The 19,348-nt window shown below is 38.3% G+C and carries 32 protein-coding genes; all 32 read right to left on the bottom strand.

Translation table 11 applies throughout. The annotated features are described in order from the left end of the window. Positions 1-187: 187 nt before the first annotated feature. The 32 genes from PALPR_RS12425 to fusA all read right to left on the bottom strand — a co-directional run bounded on the left by PALPR_RS12425 (position 188) and on the right by fusA (position 19,309). On the bottom strand, positions 188-1,822 hold the full coding sequence (locus PALPR_RS12425; protein ID WP_013445987.1) for an aromatic hydrocarbon degradation membrane protein: 1,635 nt from the start codon (positions 1,820-1,822) through the stop codon (positions 188-190). 232 nt (positions 1,823-2,054) lie between these two features. Then, entirely contained in the window at positions 2,055-2,561 is a 507-nt protein-coding gene (rplQ, locus tag PALPR_RS12420; RefSeq protein WP_013445986.1) for a 50S ribosomal protein L17, read from the bottom strand. Positions 2,562-2,565: 4 nt separating this feature from the next. After that, a complete protein-coding gene (locus PALPR_RS12415; RefSeq protein ID WP_013445985.1) occupies positions 2,566-3,558 on the bottom strand; it encodes a DNA-directed RNA polymerase subunit alpha in 993 nt (330 codons plus the stop codon). A gap of 11 nt (positions 3,559-3,569) precedes the next feature. Continuing rightward, positions 3,570-4,175, bottom strand: a complete 606-nt coding sequence (gene rpsD, locus PALPR_RS12410) for a 30S ribosomal protein S4 (RefSeq protein ID WP_013445984.1) — start codon at positions 4,173-4,175, stop codon at positions 3,570-3,572. A gap of 146 nt (positions 4,176-4,321) precedes the next feature. Then, positions 4,322-4,711, bottom strand: coding sequence for a 30S ribosomal protein S11 (gene rpsK, locus PALPR_RS12405; RefSeq protein WP_013445983.1), 390 nt, complete (start codon positions 4,709-4,711; stop codon positions 4,322-4,324). Between the two features lie 49 nt (positions 4,712-4,760). Then, positions 4,761-5,141 carry a 30S ribosomal protein S13 gene (rpsM, locus tag PALPR_RS12400; protein WP_013445982.1) on the bottom strand — a complete coding sequence of 127 codons (381 nt, stop codon included), beginning with the start codon at positions 5,139-5,141 and terminating at the stop codon, positions 4,761-4,763. Between the two features lie 28 nt (positions 5,142-5,169). After that, complete coding sequence (ykgO, locus tag PALPR_RS15710; RefSeq protein WP_013445981.1) at positions 5,170-5,286, bottom strand: type B 50S ribosomal protein L36; 117 nt, start codon at positions 5,284-5,286, stop codon at positions 5,170-5,172. A 17-nt stretch (positions 5,287-5,303) separates the two neighbouring features. After that, on the bottom strand, positions 5,304-5,522 hold the full coding sequence (gene infA, locus PALPR_RS12395) for a translation initiation factor IF-1 (RefSeq protein WP_013445980.1): 219 nt from the start codon (positions 5,520-5,522) through the stop codon (positions 5,304-5,306). Positions 5,523-5,525: 3 nt separating this feature from the next. Beyond that, the gene (gene map / locus PALPR_RS12390; RefSeq protein ID WP_013445979.1) at positions 5,526-6,311 is read right to left on the bottom strand and encodes a type I methionyl aminopeptidase; all 786 of its coding nucleotides are present in this window, start codon (positions 6,309-6,311) and stop codon (positions 5,526-5,528) included. A 12-nt stretch (positions 6,312-6,323) separates the two neighbouring features. Further along, complete coding sequence (gene secY, locus PALPR_RS12385; protein WP_013445978.1) at positions 6,324-7,664, bottom strand: preprotein translocase subunit SecY; 1,341 nt, start codon at positions 7,662-7,664, stop codon at positions 6,324-6,326. Positions 7,665-7,668: 4 nt separating this feature from the next. Next, positions 7,669-8,115, bottom strand: a complete 447-nt coding sequence (gene rplO, locus PALPR_RS12380) for a 50S ribosomal protein L15 (RefSeq protein WP_013445977.1) — start codon at positions 8,113-8,115, stop codon at positions 7,669-7,671. A 31-nt stretch (positions 8,116-8,146) separates the two neighbouring features. Continuing rightward, positions 8,147-8,323, bottom strand: a complete 177-nt coding sequence (gene rpmD, locus PALPR_RS12375) for a 50S ribosomal protein L30 (protein WP_013445976.1) — start codon at positions 8,321-8,323, stop codon at positions 8,147-8,149. Positions 8,324-8,333: 10 nt separating this feature from the next. Beyond that, a complete protein-coding gene (rpsE, locus tag PALPR_RS12370) occupies positions 8,334-8,852 on the bottom strand; it encodes a 30S ribosomal protein S5 (RefSeq protein ID WP_013445975.1) in 519 nt (172 codons plus the stop codon). Between the two features lie 6 nt (positions 8,853-8,858). Continuing rightward, entirely contained in the window at positions 8,859-9,203 is a 345-nt protein-coding gene (gene rplR, locus PALPR_RS12365; protein ID WP_013445974.1) for a 50S ribosomal protein L18, read from the bottom strand. A 21-nt stretch (positions 9,204-9,224) separates the two neighbouring features. Continuing rightward, complete coding sequence (rplF, locus tag PALPR_RS12360) at positions 9,225-9,776, bottom strand: 50S ribosomal protein L6 (protein ID WP_013445973.1); 552 nt, start codon at positions 9,774-9,776, stop codon at positions 9,225-9,227. Between the two features lie 15 nt (positions 9,777-9,791). Then, positions 9,792-10,187 carry a 30S ribosomal protein S8 gene (gene rpsH, locus PALPR_RS12355; protein ID WP_013445972.1) on the bottom strand — a complete coding sequence of 132 codons (396 nt, stop codon included), beginning with the start codon at positions 10,185-10,187 and terminating at the stop codon, positions 9,792-9,794. Positions 10,188-10,258: 71 nt separating this feature from the next. After that, positions 10,259-10,528: a 30S ribosomal protein S14 gene (gene rpsN / locus PALPR_RS12350; protein WP_013445971.1), complete on the bottom strand. Its 270-nt coding sequence runs from the start codon at positions 10,526-10,528 to the stop codon at positions 10,259-10,261. A gap of 7 nt (positions 10,529-10,535) precedes the next feature. Then, positions 10,536-11,081 carry a 50S ribosomal protein L5 gene (gene rplE / locus PALPR_RS12345; protein ID WP_013445970.1) on the bottom strand — a complete coding sequence of 182 codons (546 nt, stop codon included), beginning with the start codon at positions 11,079-11,081 and terminating at the stop codon, positions 10,536-10,538. Between the two features lie 2 nt (positions 11,082-11,083). Next, positions 11,084-11,395, bottom strand: coding sequence for a 50S ribosomal protein L24 (gene rplX, locus PALPR_RS12340; protein ID WP_013445969.1), 312 nt, complete (start codon positions 11,393-11,395; stop codon positions 11,084-11,086). Between the two features lie 21 nt (positions 11,396-11,416). Next, positions 11,417-11,782 (bottom strand): 50S ribosomal protein L14, encoded by a 366-nt coding sequence (rplN, locus tag PALPR_RS12335; protein ID WP_013445968.1) that lies wholly within the window; start codon positions 11,780-11,782, stop codon positions 11,417-11,419. Between the two features lie 2 nt (positions 11,783-11,784). Continuing rightward, complete coding sequence (gene rpsQ / locus PALPR_RS12330; protein ID WP_272867152.1) at positions 11,785-12,054, bottom strand: 30S ribosomal protein S17; 270 nt, start codon at positions 12,052-12,054, stop codon at positions 11,785-11,787. Continuing rightward, positions 12,055-12,249 carry a 50S ribosomal protein L29 gene (gene rpmC, locus PALPR_RS12325; protein ID WP_013445966.1) on the bottom strand — a complete coding sequence of 65 codons (195 nt, stop codon included), beginning with the start codon at positions 12,247-12,249 and terminating at the stop codon, positions 12,055-12,057. It abuts the gene before it with no gap. A gap of 5 nt (positions 12,250-12,254) precedes the next feature. After that, positions 12,255-12,689, bottom strand: coding sequence for a 50S ribosomal protein L16 (gene rplP / locus PALPR_RS12320; protein ID WP_013445965.1), 435 nt, complete (start codon positions 12,687-12,689; stop codon positions 12,255-12,257). A gap of 31 nt (positions 12,690-12,720) precedes the next feature. Continuing rightward, complete coding sequence (gene rpsC, locus PALPR_RS12315; RefSeq protein WP_013445964.1) at positions 12,721-13,482, bottom strand: 30S ribosomal protein S3; 762 nt, start codon at positions 13,480-13,482, stop codon at positions 12,721-12,723. Positions 13,483-13,489: 7 nt separating this feature from the next. Then, the gene (rplV, locus tag PALPR_RS12310) at positions 13,490-13,900 is read right to left on the bottom strand and encodes a 50S ribosomal protein L22 (protein ID WP_013445963.1); all 411 of its coding nucleotides are present in this window, start codon (positions 13,898-13,900) and stop codon (positions 13,490-13,492) included. A 43-nt stretch (positions 13,901-13,943) separates the two neighbouring features. Next, positions 13,944-14,210, bottom strand: a complete 267-nt coding sequence (gene rpsS, locus PALPR_RS12305) for a 30S ribosomal protein S19 (protein WP_013445962.1) — start codon at positions 14,208-14,210, stop codon at positions 13,944-13,946. Positions 14,211-14,232: 22 nt separating this feature from the next. Further along, a complete protein-coding gene (gene rplB / locus PALPR_RS12300) occupies positions 14,233-15,057 on the bottom strand; it encodes a 50S ribosomal protein L2 (RefSeq protein WP_013445961.1) in 825 nt (274 codons plus the stop codon). 8 nt (positions 15,058-15,065) lie between these two features. Beyond that, positions 15,066-15,356, bottom strand: a complete 291-nt coding sequence (rplW, locus tag PALPR_RS12295) for a 50S ribosomal protein L23 (protein WP_013445960.1) — start codon at positions 15,354-15,356, stop codon at positions 15,066-15,068. 11 nt (positions 15,357-15,367) lie between these two features. Continuing rightward, complete coding sequence (rplD, locus tag PALPR_RS12290) at positions 15,368-15,997, bottom strand: 50S ribosomal protein L4 (RefSeq protein ID WP_013445959.1); 630 nt, start codon at positions 15,995-15,997, stop codon at positions 15,368-15,370. 2 nt (positions 15,998-15,999) lie between these two features. Continuing rightward, positions 16,000-16,617 carry a 50S ribosomal protein L3 gene (rplC, locus tag PALPR_RS12285; RefSeq protein WP_013445958.1) on the bottom strand — a complete coding sequence of 206 codons (618 nt, stop codon included), beginning with the start codon at positions 16,615-16,617 and terminating at the stop codon, positions 16,000-16,002. Between the two features lie 159 nt (positions 16,618-16,776). Beyond that, on the bottom strand, positions 16,777-17,082 hold the full coding sequence (gene rpsJ / locus PALPR_RS12280) for a 30S ribosomal protein S10 (protein WP_013445957.1): 306 nt from the start codon (positions 17,080-17,082) through the stop codon (positions 16,777-16,779). A gap of 106 nt (positions 17,083-17,188) precedes the next feature. Beyond that, positions 17,189-19,309, bottom strand: a complete 2,121-nt coding sequence (gene fusA, locus PALPR_RS12275) for an elongation factor G (protein WP_013445956.1) — start codon at positions 19,307-19,309, stop codon at positions 17,189-17,191. Positions 19,310-19,348: the final 39 nt, after the last annotated feature.

Raw genomic sequence — 19,348 nt, 5'->3', positions numbered from 1 at the left:
TGCAAACAATTCGCAATTCTTAATATATACAGAGAGTTGAAAAATAGCGTCTCACTTATGAGAAAATACTCTTCACGCTTACTAACTCCTTTCTCTGAGTTGAAACACGAAAAGAGGAATAAGTATGTCTACTTATTCCTCTTTTCTAAAAATTCATTATCTATGTTTTGGACAATAAGCCATGAAATCAAAACTTATATTCAAGTCCGATACCAAACACTTTGTTAGTTCTGTTATACACATCAGTTCCCGCCAATGTAGTTCCGTTATAATTTGTCGAAGCTTTTGTCCACTTATCATAATTGGTGAAGAAATAAGACAGGTTGAGGCGTAAATCCGGAGTAATCCTGATAGCACCACCAAAACCAATTGAATACGAGTTTAAGCTGTAGCTCATGTCCGTCTGATAAGCATCTGTAACTCCGGTGCGTGTAATTTGTCCTCCTGCACTAATCAGAAATATATCATTCAGTTGATATTCAGAACCCAGAAGATATTCACTTACTCCGCCATTAATATATTGCTGTTTGTTATTAGCCATTTTAGCATCTGAATCGAAGAAATGGTGATAACCCCCTGAAACTTTCCATTTATCACACAACTGATACTCTGCACCCAGTGTCAATAAAGCCGGAATATCATGAGGAGTATTTACACCATCAGCATATAAACCGGTATCATCAATTACAGTATTATTCTGAACGTTCAGGGTACTCTTGAATTCATATTTAGCAGCTAGATTTAAGCCTGCCACGTGATAGTTTAAACTCAATATTGGTGTAACCCCCCACCCGGTTTGTGTACAATCCAATTGTTTGTCAGCAGTAGATCCTGCATTTGTTGTCATAGCAGCGGCTTTTCCTGCAAAAACAGGAGCAGCTGCAGCTAATGTGCCCTGAGCTGTCTGAATATTAACGGCAGCTATTTGCGCTTGAGTTAAACCTGCCGCTCCCAACAATCCCTGAATCTGAGCAATTTGAGTTGTAGTCAAACCAGCAGACGTACCATTTGCCAATAATACTGTGCCGCCACCTCCTGTGACAATCGGCTGTAAGCCGGCTGCATAACTTGTTGCACCTGCAGACCAACCACTTAAAGCTGTTGCGGCATCTGTAAAGAATTTTGGTGCTGAAACCATTGCCGATCCAGTGTATAAAGGTCCAAAAGCAGGTTGATTTGGATTAATCATTATATTCTTCAAGTGACCTACATACGCATTGCTCACAATGTTTAGACGCATACCTAATGCAGCCGACAAAGCATCGTTTATTTTATATGTACCATTCAGCTGAACTCCGAAAATAAACTGTTTACCTTCCATATAACTGTCTACAGTATATTTTGAGGTAGGAACTCCCTTAGACGAAAGCGATAAAGGTAACATCGAAATTGGAGCTTCAAATGACGGCAAACCTTTATTAAAAACAGCTTTTCCACCACCGCCCGAAATGGCAAAACCGGCAGAAATAGCATAGCGGTCTTTCTTGTAAGCGAACTGAAAACTTGGAACCAAAGGCGCTGATGCTGTTCCTTTGAATATTTTAGTTTGATCTCCGTCATTATTTACGGCAAACGGAGCGAAGGTAGAAGTAATTGTACGTGTTTGATATACACTTTGATTACTCAGAGAAAGGTGAAAACCGTTAGTCAGAAAAATTAATCCTGCAGGATTAGTGTACACAGCATCAATTTCAGTAGAAGCATCAAGTGCCGGATTACGCAAAAAATGTGCACTTTGATTGGTATTAGTCAACAAACCACCTGCAAATGCAGAACCTGCTGCCAATGATAAAAGTGTAATGATTAAGAATTTCTTCGTCATAAAGTGTTTTTTAGTTTTTATAAATGAAGTACTTTTTCGAGCTGCAAAATTACACATTTTTTTTATAAATGTGCAATTTCTTCATAAATAATGCACATTTCATTTATAAGTGTGCGATTTTTCACTGACAAATACAACATTTCAGCAGAGTATTATCCATTTTCTTGCACAAAAAAAAGGAACAAGCCGTGGCTTATTCCTCTTTTCAATACAAGTTGTATTTTATTTTGAATTACTCTGCAGACGCTGGAGTTTCTTCAGCTGCAGCAACAGGAGCTTCAACAGCTGGAGCTACTTCAGTAGCAGCTTCGGCTTTCTTGGCAGACCCGGCACGACGAGTACGTGCAGCTTTCTTAGCAACTTTTTCTTTCAACATGTTTTCGTTATAATCAACTAACTCAATAATACACATTTCTGCATTATCACCTAAACGGAAACCTGTACGTAAAATACGGGTATAACCACCTGGACGGTTAGCAATTTTTACTGATACATTTTGAAATAGTTCTGTTACCATTTCTTTATTTTGCAAGTGACTGAATACCATACGACGTGAGTGAGTGGTATCTTCTTTCGATTTTGTCAAAAGCGGTTCTACATAAACTTGTAAAGCTTTAGCTTTAGCAAGCGTAGTAGCAATTCTCTTATGTTGAATAAGAGAAGAAGCCATATTAGACAACATTGCCTTTCTGTGAGATGTTGTACGGCCTAAGTGGTTGAATTTTTTATTATGTCTCATCTCTTTACTCTTTATCTAATTTATATTTGGCAATATCCATTCCGAAGGACAGATTCAAACTTTCTAATTTTTCTTCTAACTCAGTGAGTGATTTTTTACCGAAATTACGGAACTTCAGCAAATCATGCTTATGATAACCGGCCAATTGACCTAATGTATCAACATCAGCTGCTTTCAAGCAATTAAGAGCACGAACAGAAAGTTCGAGATCTGTAAGTTTTGTTTTAAGCAATTGACGCATGTGCAGAATTTCTTCATCAAACTCATCGCTGCCTTCACCTTCTGTTACTTCTAATGAAATTTTTTCATCAGAGAATAGCATAAAGTGGTGAATCAAAATTTTAGCTGATTCTTTCAAAGCCTCTTTCGGGTGAATAGAACCATCGGTACTGATTTCCAACACCAATTTTTCGTAGTCGGTAACCTGTTCTACACGATAATTTTCGATAGAATATTTTACGTTACGAATTGGTGTAAAGATAGCATCAATCGGAATTAATCCTATTTCGGCATTAGCCGGTTTGTTTTCTTCCGAAGGTGCGTAACCACGACCTTTATTCACTGTTATATCAATCTGGAAACTAGCTGAAGGATCAAGTTCACAAATAACCAATTTTGGATTAAGCACCTCAAATCCGGTAAAATACTTTCCTATATCACCAGCTTTGAATGAAGTTGTTCCAGAAACATTAATTGTTACTTTCTCGTTTTCGATATCTTCCACTATTTGTTTGAAACGAACCTGTTTCAAGTTCAAAATAATGTTGGTAACATCGTCAATTACTCCCGGAATTGTAGAATACTCGTGGTCAATTCCTTCAATTTTGATGGAAGTAATAGCGAAACCTTCCAATGAAGATAAAAGGATACGGCGTAAAGCATTACCTATTGTAATACCGTAACCGGGTTCCAACGGACGAAATTCAAACTTTCCTTGAAAAGCGTCAGCTTCCAACATGATTACCTTTTCAGGCTTTTGAAATGCTAATATAGCCATGGTTTCACTTATTATTTAGAGTACAACTCAACGATTAATTGTTCTTTGATATTTTCCGGAATATCTTCACGTTCAGGGATATGTAAATAAACACCTGATAAAGAAGCTGCATTCCATTCAATCCAAGGATATTTGCTGTGATTAAATCCATTCAATGAAGCAGCAATTACTTCCATAGATTTATCTTTTTCGCGTACAGCAATAACCTGACCGGCACGTACATGATAAGAAGCAATGTTCACAACTTTACCATCAACGGTAATGTGCTTGTGGCTAACCAACTGACGAGCACCTGAACGTGTAGGAGCAAATCCTAAACGATAAACGATGTTGTCCAATCTTGATTCCAATAATTGCAACAATACTTCACCGGTAACACCTTTGGTACGTTGAGCTTTCTCGTACATGTTACGGAATTGTTTTTCCAATACACCATAAGTATATTTGGCTTTTTGTTTTTCACGTAACTGAATACCGTATTCCGAAGTTTTTTTACGACGTCCCTGACCATGTTGTCCTGGAGGATAATTCTTTTTAGCCAACACCTTATCTGGTCCGAAAATAGCTTCACCAAATTTACGAGCTATTCTTGACTTTGGTCCAATATATCTTGCCATTTTTTATTATTTAAATTTAAAATTATTTATGTGTTCCACGTACACAAATGGGTCGAAACTTTTTACAGCCGCGATTGCAGAGAGGTTTAAATGCAATCTTTTTCTTTAGTTCACCTATTCGACTACCGAGGAAACCCTTTTAAGAATTACACTCTACGACGTTTAGGAGGACGACAACCGTTGTGTGGAAGTGGAGTAACATCTATAATTTCAGTTACTTCAATACCTGCACCATGTACAGTACGAATAGCTGATTCACGTCCGTTACCTGGTCCTTTTACATAGGCTTTTACTTTTCTTAAACCTAAGTCCAATGCAATTTTTGAGCAATCCTGAGCAGCCATCTGAGCAGCATAAGGAGTGTTTTTCTTTGAGCCACGGAATCCCATCTTACCTGCAGAAGACCAAGAAATTACCTGACCATCGCTGTTTGTAAGAGTAACAATAATGTTATTAAAAGATGAGTGTACATGTAATTGACCTACACCATCAACTTTAACGACTCTTTTCTTGGCTGCAACTGTTTTCTTTGCCATATTATTCTAATATTATTTAGCTTTTCTAAAATTCGCTAACAGTTAAACCTTATTTAGTTGCTTTTTTCTTGTTAGCAACTGTTTTCTTTTTACCTTTACGAGTACGAGCGTTGTTCTTCGTACTTTGACCTCTCAATGGAAGACCAATACGGTGACGTACACCGCGGTAACAACCGATATCCATCAATCGTTTGATGTTGGTTTGTACCTCAGAGCGAAGGTCACCCTCCACTTTGAATCCTGCTCCAATGATTTCGCGGATTTTAGCTGCTTGGTCGTCAGTCCAATCTTTCACCTTGATGTCAATATCAACACCGGCTGATTCTAAAATCTTTTTTGCACTACTGCGACCTATTCCGTAGATATAAGTCAATCCAACTTCCCCTCTTTTGTTTTGGGGTAAATCTACTCCGACAATTCTTATAGCCATAAACTATTCTTTTTCTAAAATAAATTAATTACCCTTGGCGTTGTTTAAACTTAGGATTTTTTTTGTTGATAACATACAAGCGACCTTTTCTACGAACGATTTTACAATCGTCTGTACGCTTTTTTACAGATGCTCTTACTTTCATGTTGAAAATATTTTTTTTTATTTATATCTAAAAGAAATTCTTCCTTTTGACAAATCATAAGGCGACATTTCGACTTTTACTTTATCGCCCGGTAAAATTTTAATATAATGCATGCGCATTTTACCGGAAATATGAGCCGTAATAACGTGACCGTTTTCCAGTTCTACACGAAACATGGCATTAGATAATGCTTCGATTATCTTCCCATCTTGTTCAATTGCTGTTTGTTTGGCCATAAATTATATTGCTTTGTTACCTAAAACTTGTTCTATATATTCAAAACTCGATAAAATATCGGCTTTGCCACGTCGTATTGCCACCGAATGTTCAAAGTGAGCTGATGGTTTCCGATCCAATGTTCGGGTTGTCCAACCGTCTTTTTCAAACACTAAGTGCCGGCTTCCTAAGTTTATCATGGGTTCAATGGCTATGGTCATGCCTGATTTGAGCATTATACCATTACCTTTTCTTCCATAATTGGGAACTTCAGGCGCTTCGTGTAGTTTACGTCCTACTCCGTGTCCGATCATTTCACGTACCACTGAGTATCCGCGATCTTCACAATGACGTTGAATAGCATTCCCAATATCACCTAGCCGACGACCTTCCTCAGCCTGCTCTATACCTTTGTATAAAGATTCCTTTGTAGTTCGCAATAAATCCTTCACTTCCTGTTTTACATCACCTACACAAAAAGTGTAAGCTGAATCTCCATGAAAGCCATTGATCAAAGCTCCACAATCTACCGAAATAATATCACCATCTTCCAAAAATACTTTGTCTGATGGTATTCCGTGAACAACCTGCTCATTCACTGACGCACATATTGAATTTGGGTACCCTCCATAATTAAGAAAATTTGGAACGGCTCCGTGATCCCGGATAAATTCGTCGGCTATTTTATCTAATTGCATCGTGCTTACGCCCGGTGCAATTATTTTAGCAAGTTCGGCTAACGTTTTAGCTACTATTTGATTACTGATACGAAGCAGTTCAATTTCTTCGTCAGATTTCAAGAAAATCATTCGATTCGTTTTTTAATAAGCTGAAGCGCCACCGGTACGTCCTTTAATACGTCCCGATTTTAGCAAACCATCATAGTGACGCATCAATAAATGGCTTTCAATTTGTTGAAGAGTGTCAAGAACAACACCTACTAAAATCAACAAAGATGTACCACCAAAGAATGCTGCAAAAGCCTGATCAATACCTGCAACTTTTGCAAAAGCAGGTAAAATAGCAACTATAGCCAAAAATATAGAACCAGGCAATGTAATGCGCGACATAATCAAGTCTAAATATTCAGCGGTTCTTTTTCCTGGTTTAATACCTGGAATAAAACCGTTATTACGTTTCATTTCCTCTGCCATTTGGGTTGGATTAATTGTGATCGCGGTATAGAAATACGTAAACACAACAATCAAAAGGCCAAATACTAAGTTGTACCAAAATCCGTTATTATCCAGAAATGCACCCATAAATCCCTTTATTGATTCGGATTTAGAATAACTTACCAGTGTCAATGGGATAAACATGATTGCCTGGGCAAAAATGATTGGCATAACACCAGCTGCATTTATTTTCAATGGGATATATTGACGAACACCACCATATTGTTTGTTTCCAACAACTCGTTTCGCATATTGTACAGGAATTTTTCTTGTTCCCTGTACCAATAAGATACTAGCTGCAATAACTATTAATAAGAAGATAAGCTCACCAATAAACATAACCAAACCTCCACCTGCATTTAAGCGAGATGCAAACTCTTTGATAATTGCACCTGGGAAACGAGCGATAATACCTACAAGAATGATAAATGATATACCATTACCAATTCCTTTATCGGTTATACGCTCACCCAACCACATTACAAACATACTTCCACCACACAAAATTATAGTTGAAGAAACTGTAAACCAAAATCCGCTAGGAAATGCAGCTCCTGCGTGTCCTAATTGCACACTTAAATTGATTAAGTATGAAGGACCTTGCAATAGCAGAATAGCAACAGTCAGATAACGGGTTAACTGATTCATTTTGCGTCTTCCACTTTCGCCTTCGCGTTGCATTTTTTGGAAATATGGAACAGCTATGGTCAATAACTGAATAACAATAGATGCAGAAATGTACGGCATGATACCTAATGCAAACACCGAAGCATTTGCAAAAGCACCACCCGAGAACATATCAAGCAAAGCCAAAAGACCGCCACTAGTTTGAGATTTTAATGCAGATAAAGCAGTTGGGTCAATACCGGGAAGAACTATATATGATCCGAACCTATAAATCAACACAAATAAAAATGTTGTCAATAATCTCGAACGGAGATCTTCAATTTTCCAGATATTTTTGATTGTCTCTATGAGTTTCTTCATGGGATTATAGTTTTACTACAGTTCCACCTGCGGCAACGATTGCTTCTTCTGCCGATTTAGAAAATCCATTTGCTTCAACTTCAATTTTTACAGTCAAAACACCATTGCCCAAAATCTTAACTAAGGCTGTTTTAGAAAGAAAACCAGCTTCTCTCAATTCAACTAAACCAATTTTAGACAGTTTTTTTGTTTCTGCAAGAATTTGCAAAGTATCAAGGTTGATAGCTTTATATTCAACACGGTTAACGTTTTTGAAACCAAATTTAGGTAAACGACGTTGAATTGGCATCTGACCACCTTCGAAACCGATTTTTTTAGAATAACCTGAGCGTGATTTCTGTCCTTTGTGCCCTTTTGTAGAAGTTCCACCTAATCCAGAACCGGTACCACGACCGATTCTTTTTCTGGTTTTAACGGAGCCTGCTGCAGGGGTTAAATTACTTAAATTCATATCTTTTTATTTAAAGAGTCTTAGAATAATATTATTTGATCACTTCTACCAAGTGTTTCACTTTAGCCACCATTCCCAAAATTTGAGGAGTGGCTTCGTGTTCAACTACGGCATTCATTTTTTTCAAACCCAATGCCTCTAAAGTAAGTTTTTGAACTTTAGGAGATTTGATTTTACTTCTAACTTGTTTAATTTTTATCGTTGCCATAATTTTCGTTTTATCCGTTAAACACTGTATCAAGTGAAACACCTCTGTTTTGAGCAACAGTGTGCGCATCACGAAGTTCACCCAAAGCCACAATAGTAGCTTTTACCAAGTTGTGAGGATTTGATGAACCTTTAGATTTTGCTAATACGTCGGTTACACCAACACTTTCAAGTACAGCACGCATAGCACCACCGGCTTTTACTCCGGTACCATGCGATGCAGGGCTAATGAATACTTGAGCACCACCAAATTTCGCAATTTGTTCGTGAGGGATAGTTCCATTCAAAACCGGTACCTTAATCAAGTTTTTCTTAGCAGCTTCAGTTCCTTTGGCAATAGCAGCTGTAACTTCACCTGCTTTTCCAAGTCCCCAACCTACAATTCCATCTTCATTCCCAACTACTACGATTGCTGAAAAGCTGAAGGTACGTCCACCTTTAGTAACTTTAGTTACACGGTTAACAGCTACCAATCTATCTTTCAATTCTAAATCGTTAGTTGATTTAACTTTATTCATATTTGTCGCCATACTTGATTAAAATTTAAGACCAGCTTCACGAGCAGCGTCAGCTAATTGTTTAACTCTACCATGATATAAATAACCGTTACGGTCAAATACCACTTCTGTAATTCCGGCTTCCTGAGCAACTTTAGCTACTAACGCGCCTACCTTAGCAGCTTGTTCTATTTTAGTTACTTTTTCTTTAAGACCAAGTGATGAAGCTGAAGCTAAAGTAACACCGTTTACGTCGTCAATAAGCTGAGCGTAAATTTGAGTATTACTTCTGAATACGGTCATACGTGGTTTTTGAGCAGTTCCTGTCACTTTGTGACGGATATGTGCTTTTATTCTTGTTCTTCTATTTAAATTTGTTATCATGATCTCACAAGTTTACGTAAATTATTTACCAGCAGATTTACCTGCTTTGCGACGAAGTACTTCACCCGCGAATTTAACACCTTTCCCTTTGTATGGTTCCGGTTTACGGAATGAACGGATTTTTGCGCAAACTTGCCCAATCAGTTGTTTGTCGCAACTTTCCAAAATAACTACAGGATTCTGGTTACGCTCACTTTTAGTTTCGATTTTGATTTCGGCAGGTAAACTCAAAAAGATATTGTGAGTGTAGCCTAAAGCAAACTCCAATACCTGACCCTGATTGGATACACGGTAACCAACACCAACTAATTCCAATGTTTTCTTGTAACCTTCAGATACACCAACAACCATGTTGCTGATTAATGAACGATACAAACCGTGGAATGCGCGATTTTGTTTTTCATCATTTTGGCGTGTTACAATACATTCGCCACCTTCAACTGTTACAGTAATATTTGGATCAATCTCTTGAGTCAAAACTCCTTTTGGTCCTTTCACAGTAACCAAGGTATCTTGCACGGTGATAGTTACACCTGCAGGTACGCTAATGGGTAATTTTCCTATTCTTGACATTCTTCTTTCCTCCTATTAATAAATGTAACAAATAACTTCACCACCCACTTTCAAGTCGAGTGCTTCTTTGTTGGTCATAACACCTTTAGAAGTAGAAAGAATTGCTATACCCAATCCGTTCAATACGCGTGGCATATCTTTGTAGCCTACATACTGACGAAGACCCGGAGTAGAAACTCTGATCATTTTTTTGATTGAGTTAACTTTATTAACCGAATCGTACTTCAAAGCAATTTTAATTGTACCTTGTGGACCTTCTTCTACAAATTTGTAGTTAAGGATATAGCCTTTCTCATGCAATATCCTGGTCAATTCTTTTTTTAAGTTCGATGCTGGAACTTCAACCACACGGTGGTTTGCCTTAATGGCATTCCGCAGTCTGGTTAGATAATCTGCTATTGGATCTGTCATATAATTGTTTTTAAATTGATCCCGACCATCGGGACAATATTTAATTTTTCTCTATTTTGCATGCCGATTGATTACCAGCTTGCCTTTTTAACTCCGGGGATTAAACCGTTTGATGCCATTTCACGAAATTGAATACGAGAAATTCCGAATTGACGCATATATCCTTTTGGACGTCCTGTGAGTTTGCAACGATTGTGCAAACGTACAGGTGAAGCGTTTTTTGGAATTGCTTGCAGGCCATCATAATTACCTTCGGCTATTAATTTTGCTCTTTTATCTGCAAATTTAGCTACCAGTTTGGCTCTTTTCACCTCGCGGGCTTTCATTGATTCTTTTGCCATATCTTGTTTAGTTTTTCTTAAATGGTAATCCGAATTCTTTCAATAAAGCATAACCTTCTTCGTCGGTTTGGGCAGTAGTTACAAACGTAATGTTCATACCTAACAAACGAGTAATACCATCGATATTGATTTCAGGGAAAATAATCTGCTCGGTGATACCCAGCGTATAGTTTCCGCGTCCATCCAATTTGTTTTCAATACCTTTAAAGTCACGTACACGAGGTAAAGCAACACGGATAAGGCGTTCTAAAAATTCGTACATTCTGTCTCCACGCAACGTAACACGAACACCGATAGGCATTTTCTTACGTAATTTGAAGTTAGAAATATCTTTTTTAGAAATAGTAGCAACGGCTTTCTGACCAGTAATAGTAGTCATTTCGTTGATTGCAACCTCGATAATTTTTTTATCAGCAACTGCAATTCCAAGTCCTTGGTTAAGAACAATTTTTTCGAGTTTTGGCGCTTGCATTACTGAGCTATAACCAAACTCTTTCAGTAAGATAGGAACGATACGTTCTCTGTAATCTTGTTTTAAACTTGCTGTATTCATTCTTAAATCTCTCCTCCTGATTTTTTAGAAATGCGCACCAATTTACCTTCTGCATTTAATTTGCGACCTACGCGAACTGGCTTTCCGCCTTCTACCGGGTTCAAATTTGAGATATGAATTGTAGCTTCTTTCTTGATTATTCCACCCTGAGGGCTTTTCGCGTTAGGCTTGGTACTCTTTGAGACCATATTAACACCTTCTACAATAGCGCGTTGTTCTTTCACAAGAACTTCCAACACGCGACCGGTTTTGCCTTTGTCAACTCCGGTATTAACGTAAACGGTATCACCTTTTTTTATGTGTAATTTACTCATCACTGTTTTATTTTTCGAAGATTAAAGCACTTCAGGTGCAAGTGATATGATTTTCATATTTGTATTACGCAATTCACGTGCTACAGGACCGAAAATACGGCTTCCACGGATTTCACCGGCATTGTTTAACAACACACAGGCGTTATCATCAAAGCGAATATAAGATCCGTCTGCACGACGAACTTCTTTTTTCGTACGAACGACAACTGCTTTTGATACGATACCTTTTTTGATGTCGCTAGAAGGTATTACACTCTTAACGGCAACAACAATGATATCACCCAAGGTGGCGTAACGTTTGCTGGTTCCTCCTAATACACGAATACAAAGAGCTGTTTTCGCTCCACTGTTATCGGCTACTATGAGTCTTGATTCTTGTTGTATCATAATTACTTAACTCTTTCGATAATTTCGGTTAATCTCCATCTTTTTAATTTACTCAGCGGGCGAGTTTCCATAATGCGTACAGTGTCACCAATGTTGCAATCATTTTTCTCGTCATGAGCATGATATTTCTTCGTTTTATTTACGAATTTTCCGTAAATAGGGTGTTTTTCTTTCCATTTTACAGCAATAGTTATGGTTTTATCCATCTTGTTGCTAAAAACGACACCTGTTCTTTCTTTTCTTAAATTTCTTGTTTCCATCAGGGTCATAATTTATTGATTAATTTCTCTCTGACGTAACTCAGTAGCAAAGCGTGCGATAGTTCTACGAACCTCTTTGATTTGCAACGGATTATCAAGAGGAGAAATGGAGTGATTCAATTTTAAACGTACCAAGTGCTCTTTTTCAGCATCCATGCGTTCTTGAATTTCCTTATTGTTTAATTCTTTTATTTCTCTTGTTTTCATTTTCCTTATACATTTAAAGAGGTGAAATCATAATCTCGTCTTACTACAAATTTTGTAGTTACGGGTAGTTTTTGAGCAGCTAAGCGTAATGCTTCTTTTGCAATTTCATAAGAAACGCCTTCTACTTCAAACAACATACGTCCCGGAGTAATTGGGGCAACAAATCCTTCTGGAGCTCCCTTTCCTTTACCCATACGTACTTCAGCAGGTTTCTTAGTGATAGGTTTATCAGGAAACACACGAATCCAGATTTGACCTTGACGTTGCATATAACGGGTTACAGCAATACGGGCGGCTTCAATTTGACGACCAGTTAACCATTTAGACTCTAACGATTTTATTCCAAAAGATCCGAACGCCAACTGATTACCTCTTTGGGCATTTCCTTTCATGCGCCCTTTTTGCTGTCTCCTGAACTTTGTTTTTTTAGGTTGTAACATAACTTTCTTAAATCAAATTCATTTATAACAGTTAATTTTTTCTCTTTTTAAACCCTCCTTTACCACCACGGTCGTTGCGATCTTTGCGATCTCCACGGTCGTTGTTGTAACGGTCACCACCGCGAGAAGCCTCTTTGGTAGCTGTAAAGTTTGGAGCCAAGTCTTTTTTACCGTAGATTTCACCACGACAAATCCATACTTTAATACCGATAAGCCCTACTTTAGTCAAAGCTTCAGCATGAGCATAATCAATATCAGCTCTTAGGGTATGCAGAGGAGTTCTTCCTTCTTTATACATTTCCGAACGTGCCATCTCAGCACCATTCAGACGACCTGAACACATAATTTTGATTCCTTCAGCTCCCATGCGCATAGTAGAGGCAATAGCCATCTTGGTAGCACGACGGTAAGCGATCTTTCCTTCAACCTGACGCGCAACGTTGTTAGCAACGATTACAGCATCCAATTCCGGACGTTTTACTTCGAAGATATTGATTTGTACTTCTTTATCAGTAATTTTTTTCAGTTCTTCTTTCAATTTATCAACTTCTTGTCCACCTTTACCGATAATGATACCGGGACGAGCTGTACAAACAGTGATAGTAACAAGTTTCAACGTACGTTCAATAACGATACGTGAAATACTTGCTTTTGCTAGACGGGCATTGAGATATTTTCTGATTTTGCTGTCCTCAAGAATGGTATCACCATAATTGTTTCCACCATACCAGTTTGAATCCCATCCACGAATGATACCTAAGCGGTTACTTATTGGATTAATTTTTTGTCCCATCGAGCAATTAAATTTGATTATCGTTAGTATTCTTTGTATCGACAAACAATGTAACGTGGTTTGAACGTTTGCGGATACGATAGCCGCGTCCCTGAGGAGCAGTACGTAGTCTTTTTAGCATTGTTGCTGAATCCACTGAAATTCCACTTACATATAAGTTTGCGTTATCGGCTTTTTGCTCTGTTTTATTTTCCCAGTTGGCAATAGCTGATTTTAGCAATTTTTCTAATCTTCCCGAAGCTTCTTTAGACGAAAACTTCAGTACACTCAAAGCTTTGTTTACCTCCATGCCACGAATCATATCGGCCACAAGGCGCATTTTGCGTGGTGATGTTGGTACTCCGTTGAGCTTGGCAAAGTAAAGAGTCTTATTGGCTTCTTTTCTTTCTTCGGCTGATATTTTTTTTCTTGCACCCATTTTTATGAAATGTTTATTTTTTCTGATTTAAAATTTCAATGGATTATTTTTTCTTACCACCGTGACCGCGGAAGTTACGAGTAGGTGAAAATTCGCCTAACTTGTGTCCTACCATATTTTCGGTTATATATACGGGGATAAACTTATTACCATTGTGAACTGCAATTGTGTGACCTACAAAATCAGGTGATATCATTGAAGCGCGAGCCCATGTTTTGATTACGGTTTTTTTACCGCTTTCATTCATGGCTAAAACTTTATTCTCGAGTTTCAGATAGATGTATGGTCCTTTTTTTAATGAACGGCTCATATTATTTACTTAATTTTTTCGATTATTTTTTCTTTCTTTCAATAATATATTGACTTGATTGCTTTTTAGGAGCACGTGTTTTGTATCCCTTAGCTAACAAGCCTTTGCGAGAACGTGGGTGTCCTCCAGAAGCGCGGCCTTCTCCACCACCCATGGGGTGATCAACCGGGTTCATAGCAACACCACGAACGCGTGGGCGACGTCCAAGCCAACGTGAGCGACCTGCTTTTCCTGATCTTTCCAATCCGTGATCAGAGTTTCCTACACTACCAATTGTTGCTTTACAAGTTGCAAGAATCTTGCGAACTTCACCTGAAGGTAATTTGATAATGGCATATTTTTCCTCACGTGAAGTGAGCTGAGCAAATGTTCCGGCCGAACGTACCATCGCGGCACCTTGACCCGGGCGTAATTCAATACTATGAATTATGGTACCCAATGGAATATTTTGCAAAGGTAATGTATTACCAACTTCAGGAGCTGCATCAGCTCCTGAAACAACTGTCTGACCAACTTGCAATCCGTTTGGTGCAAGAATGTATGTTTTTTCCCCATCAGCATAATACAACAATGCAATACGTGCCGAACGATTCGGATCGTATTCAATTGATTTTACTGTTGCGGGAACACCGTCTTTGTTGCGTTTAAAGTCAATTACTCTATATTTCTTCTTGTGTCCGCCACCTAAGTAGCGCATGGTCATTTTACCATCGTGGTTACGACCTCCGGATTTTGATCCGCCTACAACAAGAGATTTCTCTGGTGCACTCGCAGTAATTGTGTCGAATGTACCAATAATCTTGTGTCTTTGCCCCGGTGTTGTGGGTCTTAATTTACGTACAGCCATTTTTCTGTTTAAATATTGCTATAAAAATCAATTTTTTCTCCTTCTTTCACTGTAACGATTGCTTTTTTATAAGCTGAAGTCTTACCTGCGATAACACCACCTTTAGTAAAGCGGCTTTTCTTTTTAGGTGCAACAATCAAGGTATTCACCTCATCTACAGTTACATTATACATAGCTTCTACAGCTTGTTTGATCTCAATCTTGTTAGCATCTTTTTGAACTCTAAAGCCATAGCGATTCAGTTTGTCGCCCAGTTGAGTCATCTTTTCTGTAACGATTGGTTTTATAATAATTCCCATATTCTGCCTCCTTATGCTTTAAAAATTTGTTCTACTGCTACAACAGCATCTTCAGTAAGCACAAGAGATTTCGCATTAAGAACTACATAAGTGCTTAATTCCGAAACCGTTATAACTTTAGACGATGCTAAATTACGAGCCGACAAATATACGTTTTTATTTGCATTTGCTAAAACAATTAACGGCTTTTTATCAGCAACTTGTAAACTTTTTGTCATTGAAACGAAATCTTTCGTTTTTGGTGCTTCAAAGTTGAAGTTTTCTACAACAGTAATCAGGTTGTTCAACGCTTTATACGACAAAGCCGATTTACGTGCCAACTGTTTTACTTTTTTATTTAATTTGAAGCTATAGTCGCGTGGTGTTGGACCAAACATACGACCTCCACCCACACGTACACCAGATTTGATGTCGCCCGGACGAGCGCCGCCGCCGCCTTTTTGCTTACCTAATTTACGTGTACTACCTGACAATTGGCTACGGCCTTTTGACGAGTGAGTTCCCTGACGTTGATTAGCCAAATATTGTTTCACATCTAAATAAATAGCATGGTCATTTGGCTCAATACCGAAGATTGTATCGTTAAGCGATACCACTCTTCCTGTGTCTTCTCCTTTAGTGTTTACTACTTTAACTTCCATGGTTATTTATTGATGATTACGATTGAACCTTTAGCACCCGGAACAGATCCTTTGATCAAAATCAAATTGTGTTCTGGAATAACTTTTAATACTTGCAGGTTTTGCATGGTAACTTTGTCACCACCGGTGCGGCCTGCCATACGCATACCTTTAAATACGCGTGAAGGATACGATGAAGCTCCTAACGAACCCGGTGCACGCAGACGGTTGTGTTGTCCGTGTGTAGCCTGTCCTACCCCACCAAAACCATGACGTTTTACAACGCCCTGAAATCCTTTACCTTTTGAAGTTCCAACTACGTCGACAAACGTATCAGCTTCAAATAATTCTACGGTGATAGCATCACCTAATTTGAATTCAGTTTCGAATCCTTTGAACTCAACCAAGTGTCTTTGAGGTGCTACTCCGGCTGCTTTGAAAATTCCGGCTTCAGCTTTGTTGGTGTGTTTTTCAGTTTTAGTCTGAAAACCTACCTGTACAGCTTCGTAACCGTCAGTTTCTACAGTTTTAATTTGAGTAACAACACAAGGACCTGCTTCGATAACGGTGCATGGTACATTTTTACCATCGGCACTGAAAACGGATGTCATTCCGATTTTTTTTCCTAATAATCCTGGCATTTCAATTGTTGTTTAAAGACCCCTAACCCCAATGCGGGGGATCGGCCTGTTTATTTATTTATTACAAGTTACGAGTTACGAGTTACAAGAACTCTAAAACGCAACAATTTATTTACTTTCCGAATTACTTGTAACTAAATACTCGTAACTCGAACTAAATTAGACTTTGATTTCTACTTCTACTCCACTTGGCAATTCAAGTTTCATCAACGCGTCAACAGTTTTGCTTGTTGAGCTGTAAATGTCGATAAGACGTTTGTAAGATGAAAGTTCGAATTGTTCGCGTGACTTTTTGTTTACGAAAGTAGCACGGTTTACTGTAAAGATACGTTTGTGTGTAGGTAATGGAATTGGACCACTTACTACTGCACCGGTAGCTTTTACTGTCTTTACGATTTTTTCAGCTGACTTGTCAACCAAGTTGTGATCGTAAGATTTTAATTTGATACGGATTTTTTGACTCATTGTCGTTTATTTATTTATAATTTATTAATTGCTTGAGTTTTCGGATAAGAGTCATTCACTATCCGAAAACCCAGCAATTCTCATTTTTATTTTGTCAGTTGACTAATTATAGCAATTCAACTTTACCCTTAGCTTCTGCAACAACCTCTTTCGCGATTGAATTAGTAACTTCAGCATAGTGATCAAACTCCATTGAAGAAGTAGCACGTCCTGAAGAAATAGTACGCAAAGCTGTTACATATCCGAATGTTTCAGATAACGGAACTTTAGCTTTTACGATTCTTGCTCCTGTACGGCTTGATTCCATACCTTCAACCTGTCCGCGACGTTTGTTCAAGTCACCAATTACATCACCCATATTTTCTTCTGGTGTTACCACTTCCATTTTCATGATTGGTTCCAAAAGTACAGGTTTTGCTTTAGCACAAGCCGATTTATATGCAAGTGAAGCACAAATTTCGAATGACAATTGATCCGAGTCAACCGCGTGGAACGAACCATCAATTACAGTTACTTTCAGATTATCCAATGGGAAACCGGCTAAAACACCATTCTTCATAGCATTTTGGAATCCTTTCTGGATAGAAGGAATAAATTCTTTTGGAATGTTACCACCTTTTACCTGATCGATAAATTGTAATGGTCCGCCTTCGAAATCTTTATCCATTGGCTCAACTTTCACAATCATATCAGCAAACTTACCACGTCCACCCGATTGTTTCTTATATGTTTCACGCAATTGAACTGCCTGAGTAATGGCTTCTTTATAGTTTACTTGTGGACGTCCTTGATTACATTCTACTTTAAACTCACGTTTCAAACGATCAATAATGATTTCGAGGTGAAGCTCACCCATACCACTAATAATAGTCTGTCCTGATTGTTCCTGAGTATGCACTGTAAACGTTGGATCTTCTTCAGCAAGTTTTGACAAACCAAGACCTAACTTATCCAAGTCTTTTTGAGTTTTAGGCTCAATAGAGATACCAATAACCGGTGCAGGGAAGTCCATTGATTCCAACGTAATTGGATGAGCTTCGTCACACAATGTATCACCGGTACGAATATCTTTAAAACCAACTCCGGCACCAATATCACCTGCTGAAATCAATTCAACGGCATTTTGTTTGTTAGAGTGCATTTGGAAAATACGCGAAATACGCTCTTTCTTTTCGGAACGTGTATTGTATACGTATGAACCTGCTTCAAGTTTACCTGAATAAACTCTGAAGAAACACAAACGACCTACATAAGGGTCAGTTGCAATCTTAAATGCTAAAGCACACAATGGTTCAGAAGCATTCGGATGACGTACAACTTTCTTTTCAGCGTCACGAGGATCGAAGCCTACAGTTTCGGGAGTATCCAGTGGGCTTGGAAGGTAAGCACAAACAGCATCAAGCATAGTTTGTACACCTTTATTTTTAAATGCCGAACCACAAATCATAGGATTGATCTCCATTGAAAGTGTAGCTTTGCGGATAGCTACCTGAATTTCTTCTATTGTAATAGTAGAAGGATCATCAAAGTATTTTTCCATCAAAACATCATCGTACTCGGCAACAATTTCGAGCATTTTATCTCTCCACTCCTGTGCTTCAGCCAATAAGTCTGCCGGAATCTCTTCCACATCATATTGTGCGCCCATAGTTTCGTCGTGCCACAAAATCGCTTTCATTTTCACTAAATCGATAACGCCTTTGAATTTTTCTTCAGCACCGATAGGAATTTGAATTGGACATGGTTTAGCACCTAAAACATCTTTCACCTGACGAACTACTTCAAAGAAGTCAGCTCCAGAGCGGTCCATTTTATTTACAAAGCCAATACGTGGTACGTTATATTTGTCAGCCTGACGCCAAACAGTTTCAGACTGAGGCTCAACACCACCTACAGCACAAAAAGTAGCAACAGCACCATCAAGAATACGAAGTGAACGCTCAACCTCTACTGTAAAGTCAACGTGTCCCGGAGTGTCAATAAGATTGATTTTATATTTATCACCTAAATAATCCCAAGAAGTTGTTGTTGCAGCAGAAGTGATAGTAATACCACGTTCTTGTTCTTGTTCCATCCAGTCCATGGTAGCAGCACCATCATGTACTTCACCGATTTTATGAGTCAAACCGGTGTAAAACAAAATACGCTCGGAAGTTGTAGTCTTTCCGGCGTCGATATGCGCCATGATACCGATATTTCTATTATAACTTAAATCTCCTTTAGCCATTTGATAACTATGATTTTCTTTTTATAATTGTTTATTGTT

The sequence above is a fragment of the Paludibacter propionicigenes WB4 genome (genome assembly GCF_000183135.1).
Classification (GTDB): domain Bacteria; phylum Bacteroidota; class Bacteroidia; order Bacteroidales; family Paludibacteraceae; genus Paludibacter; species Paludibacter propionicigenes.
This window is presented reverse-complemented; position numbering and strand designations above follow the sequence as displayed.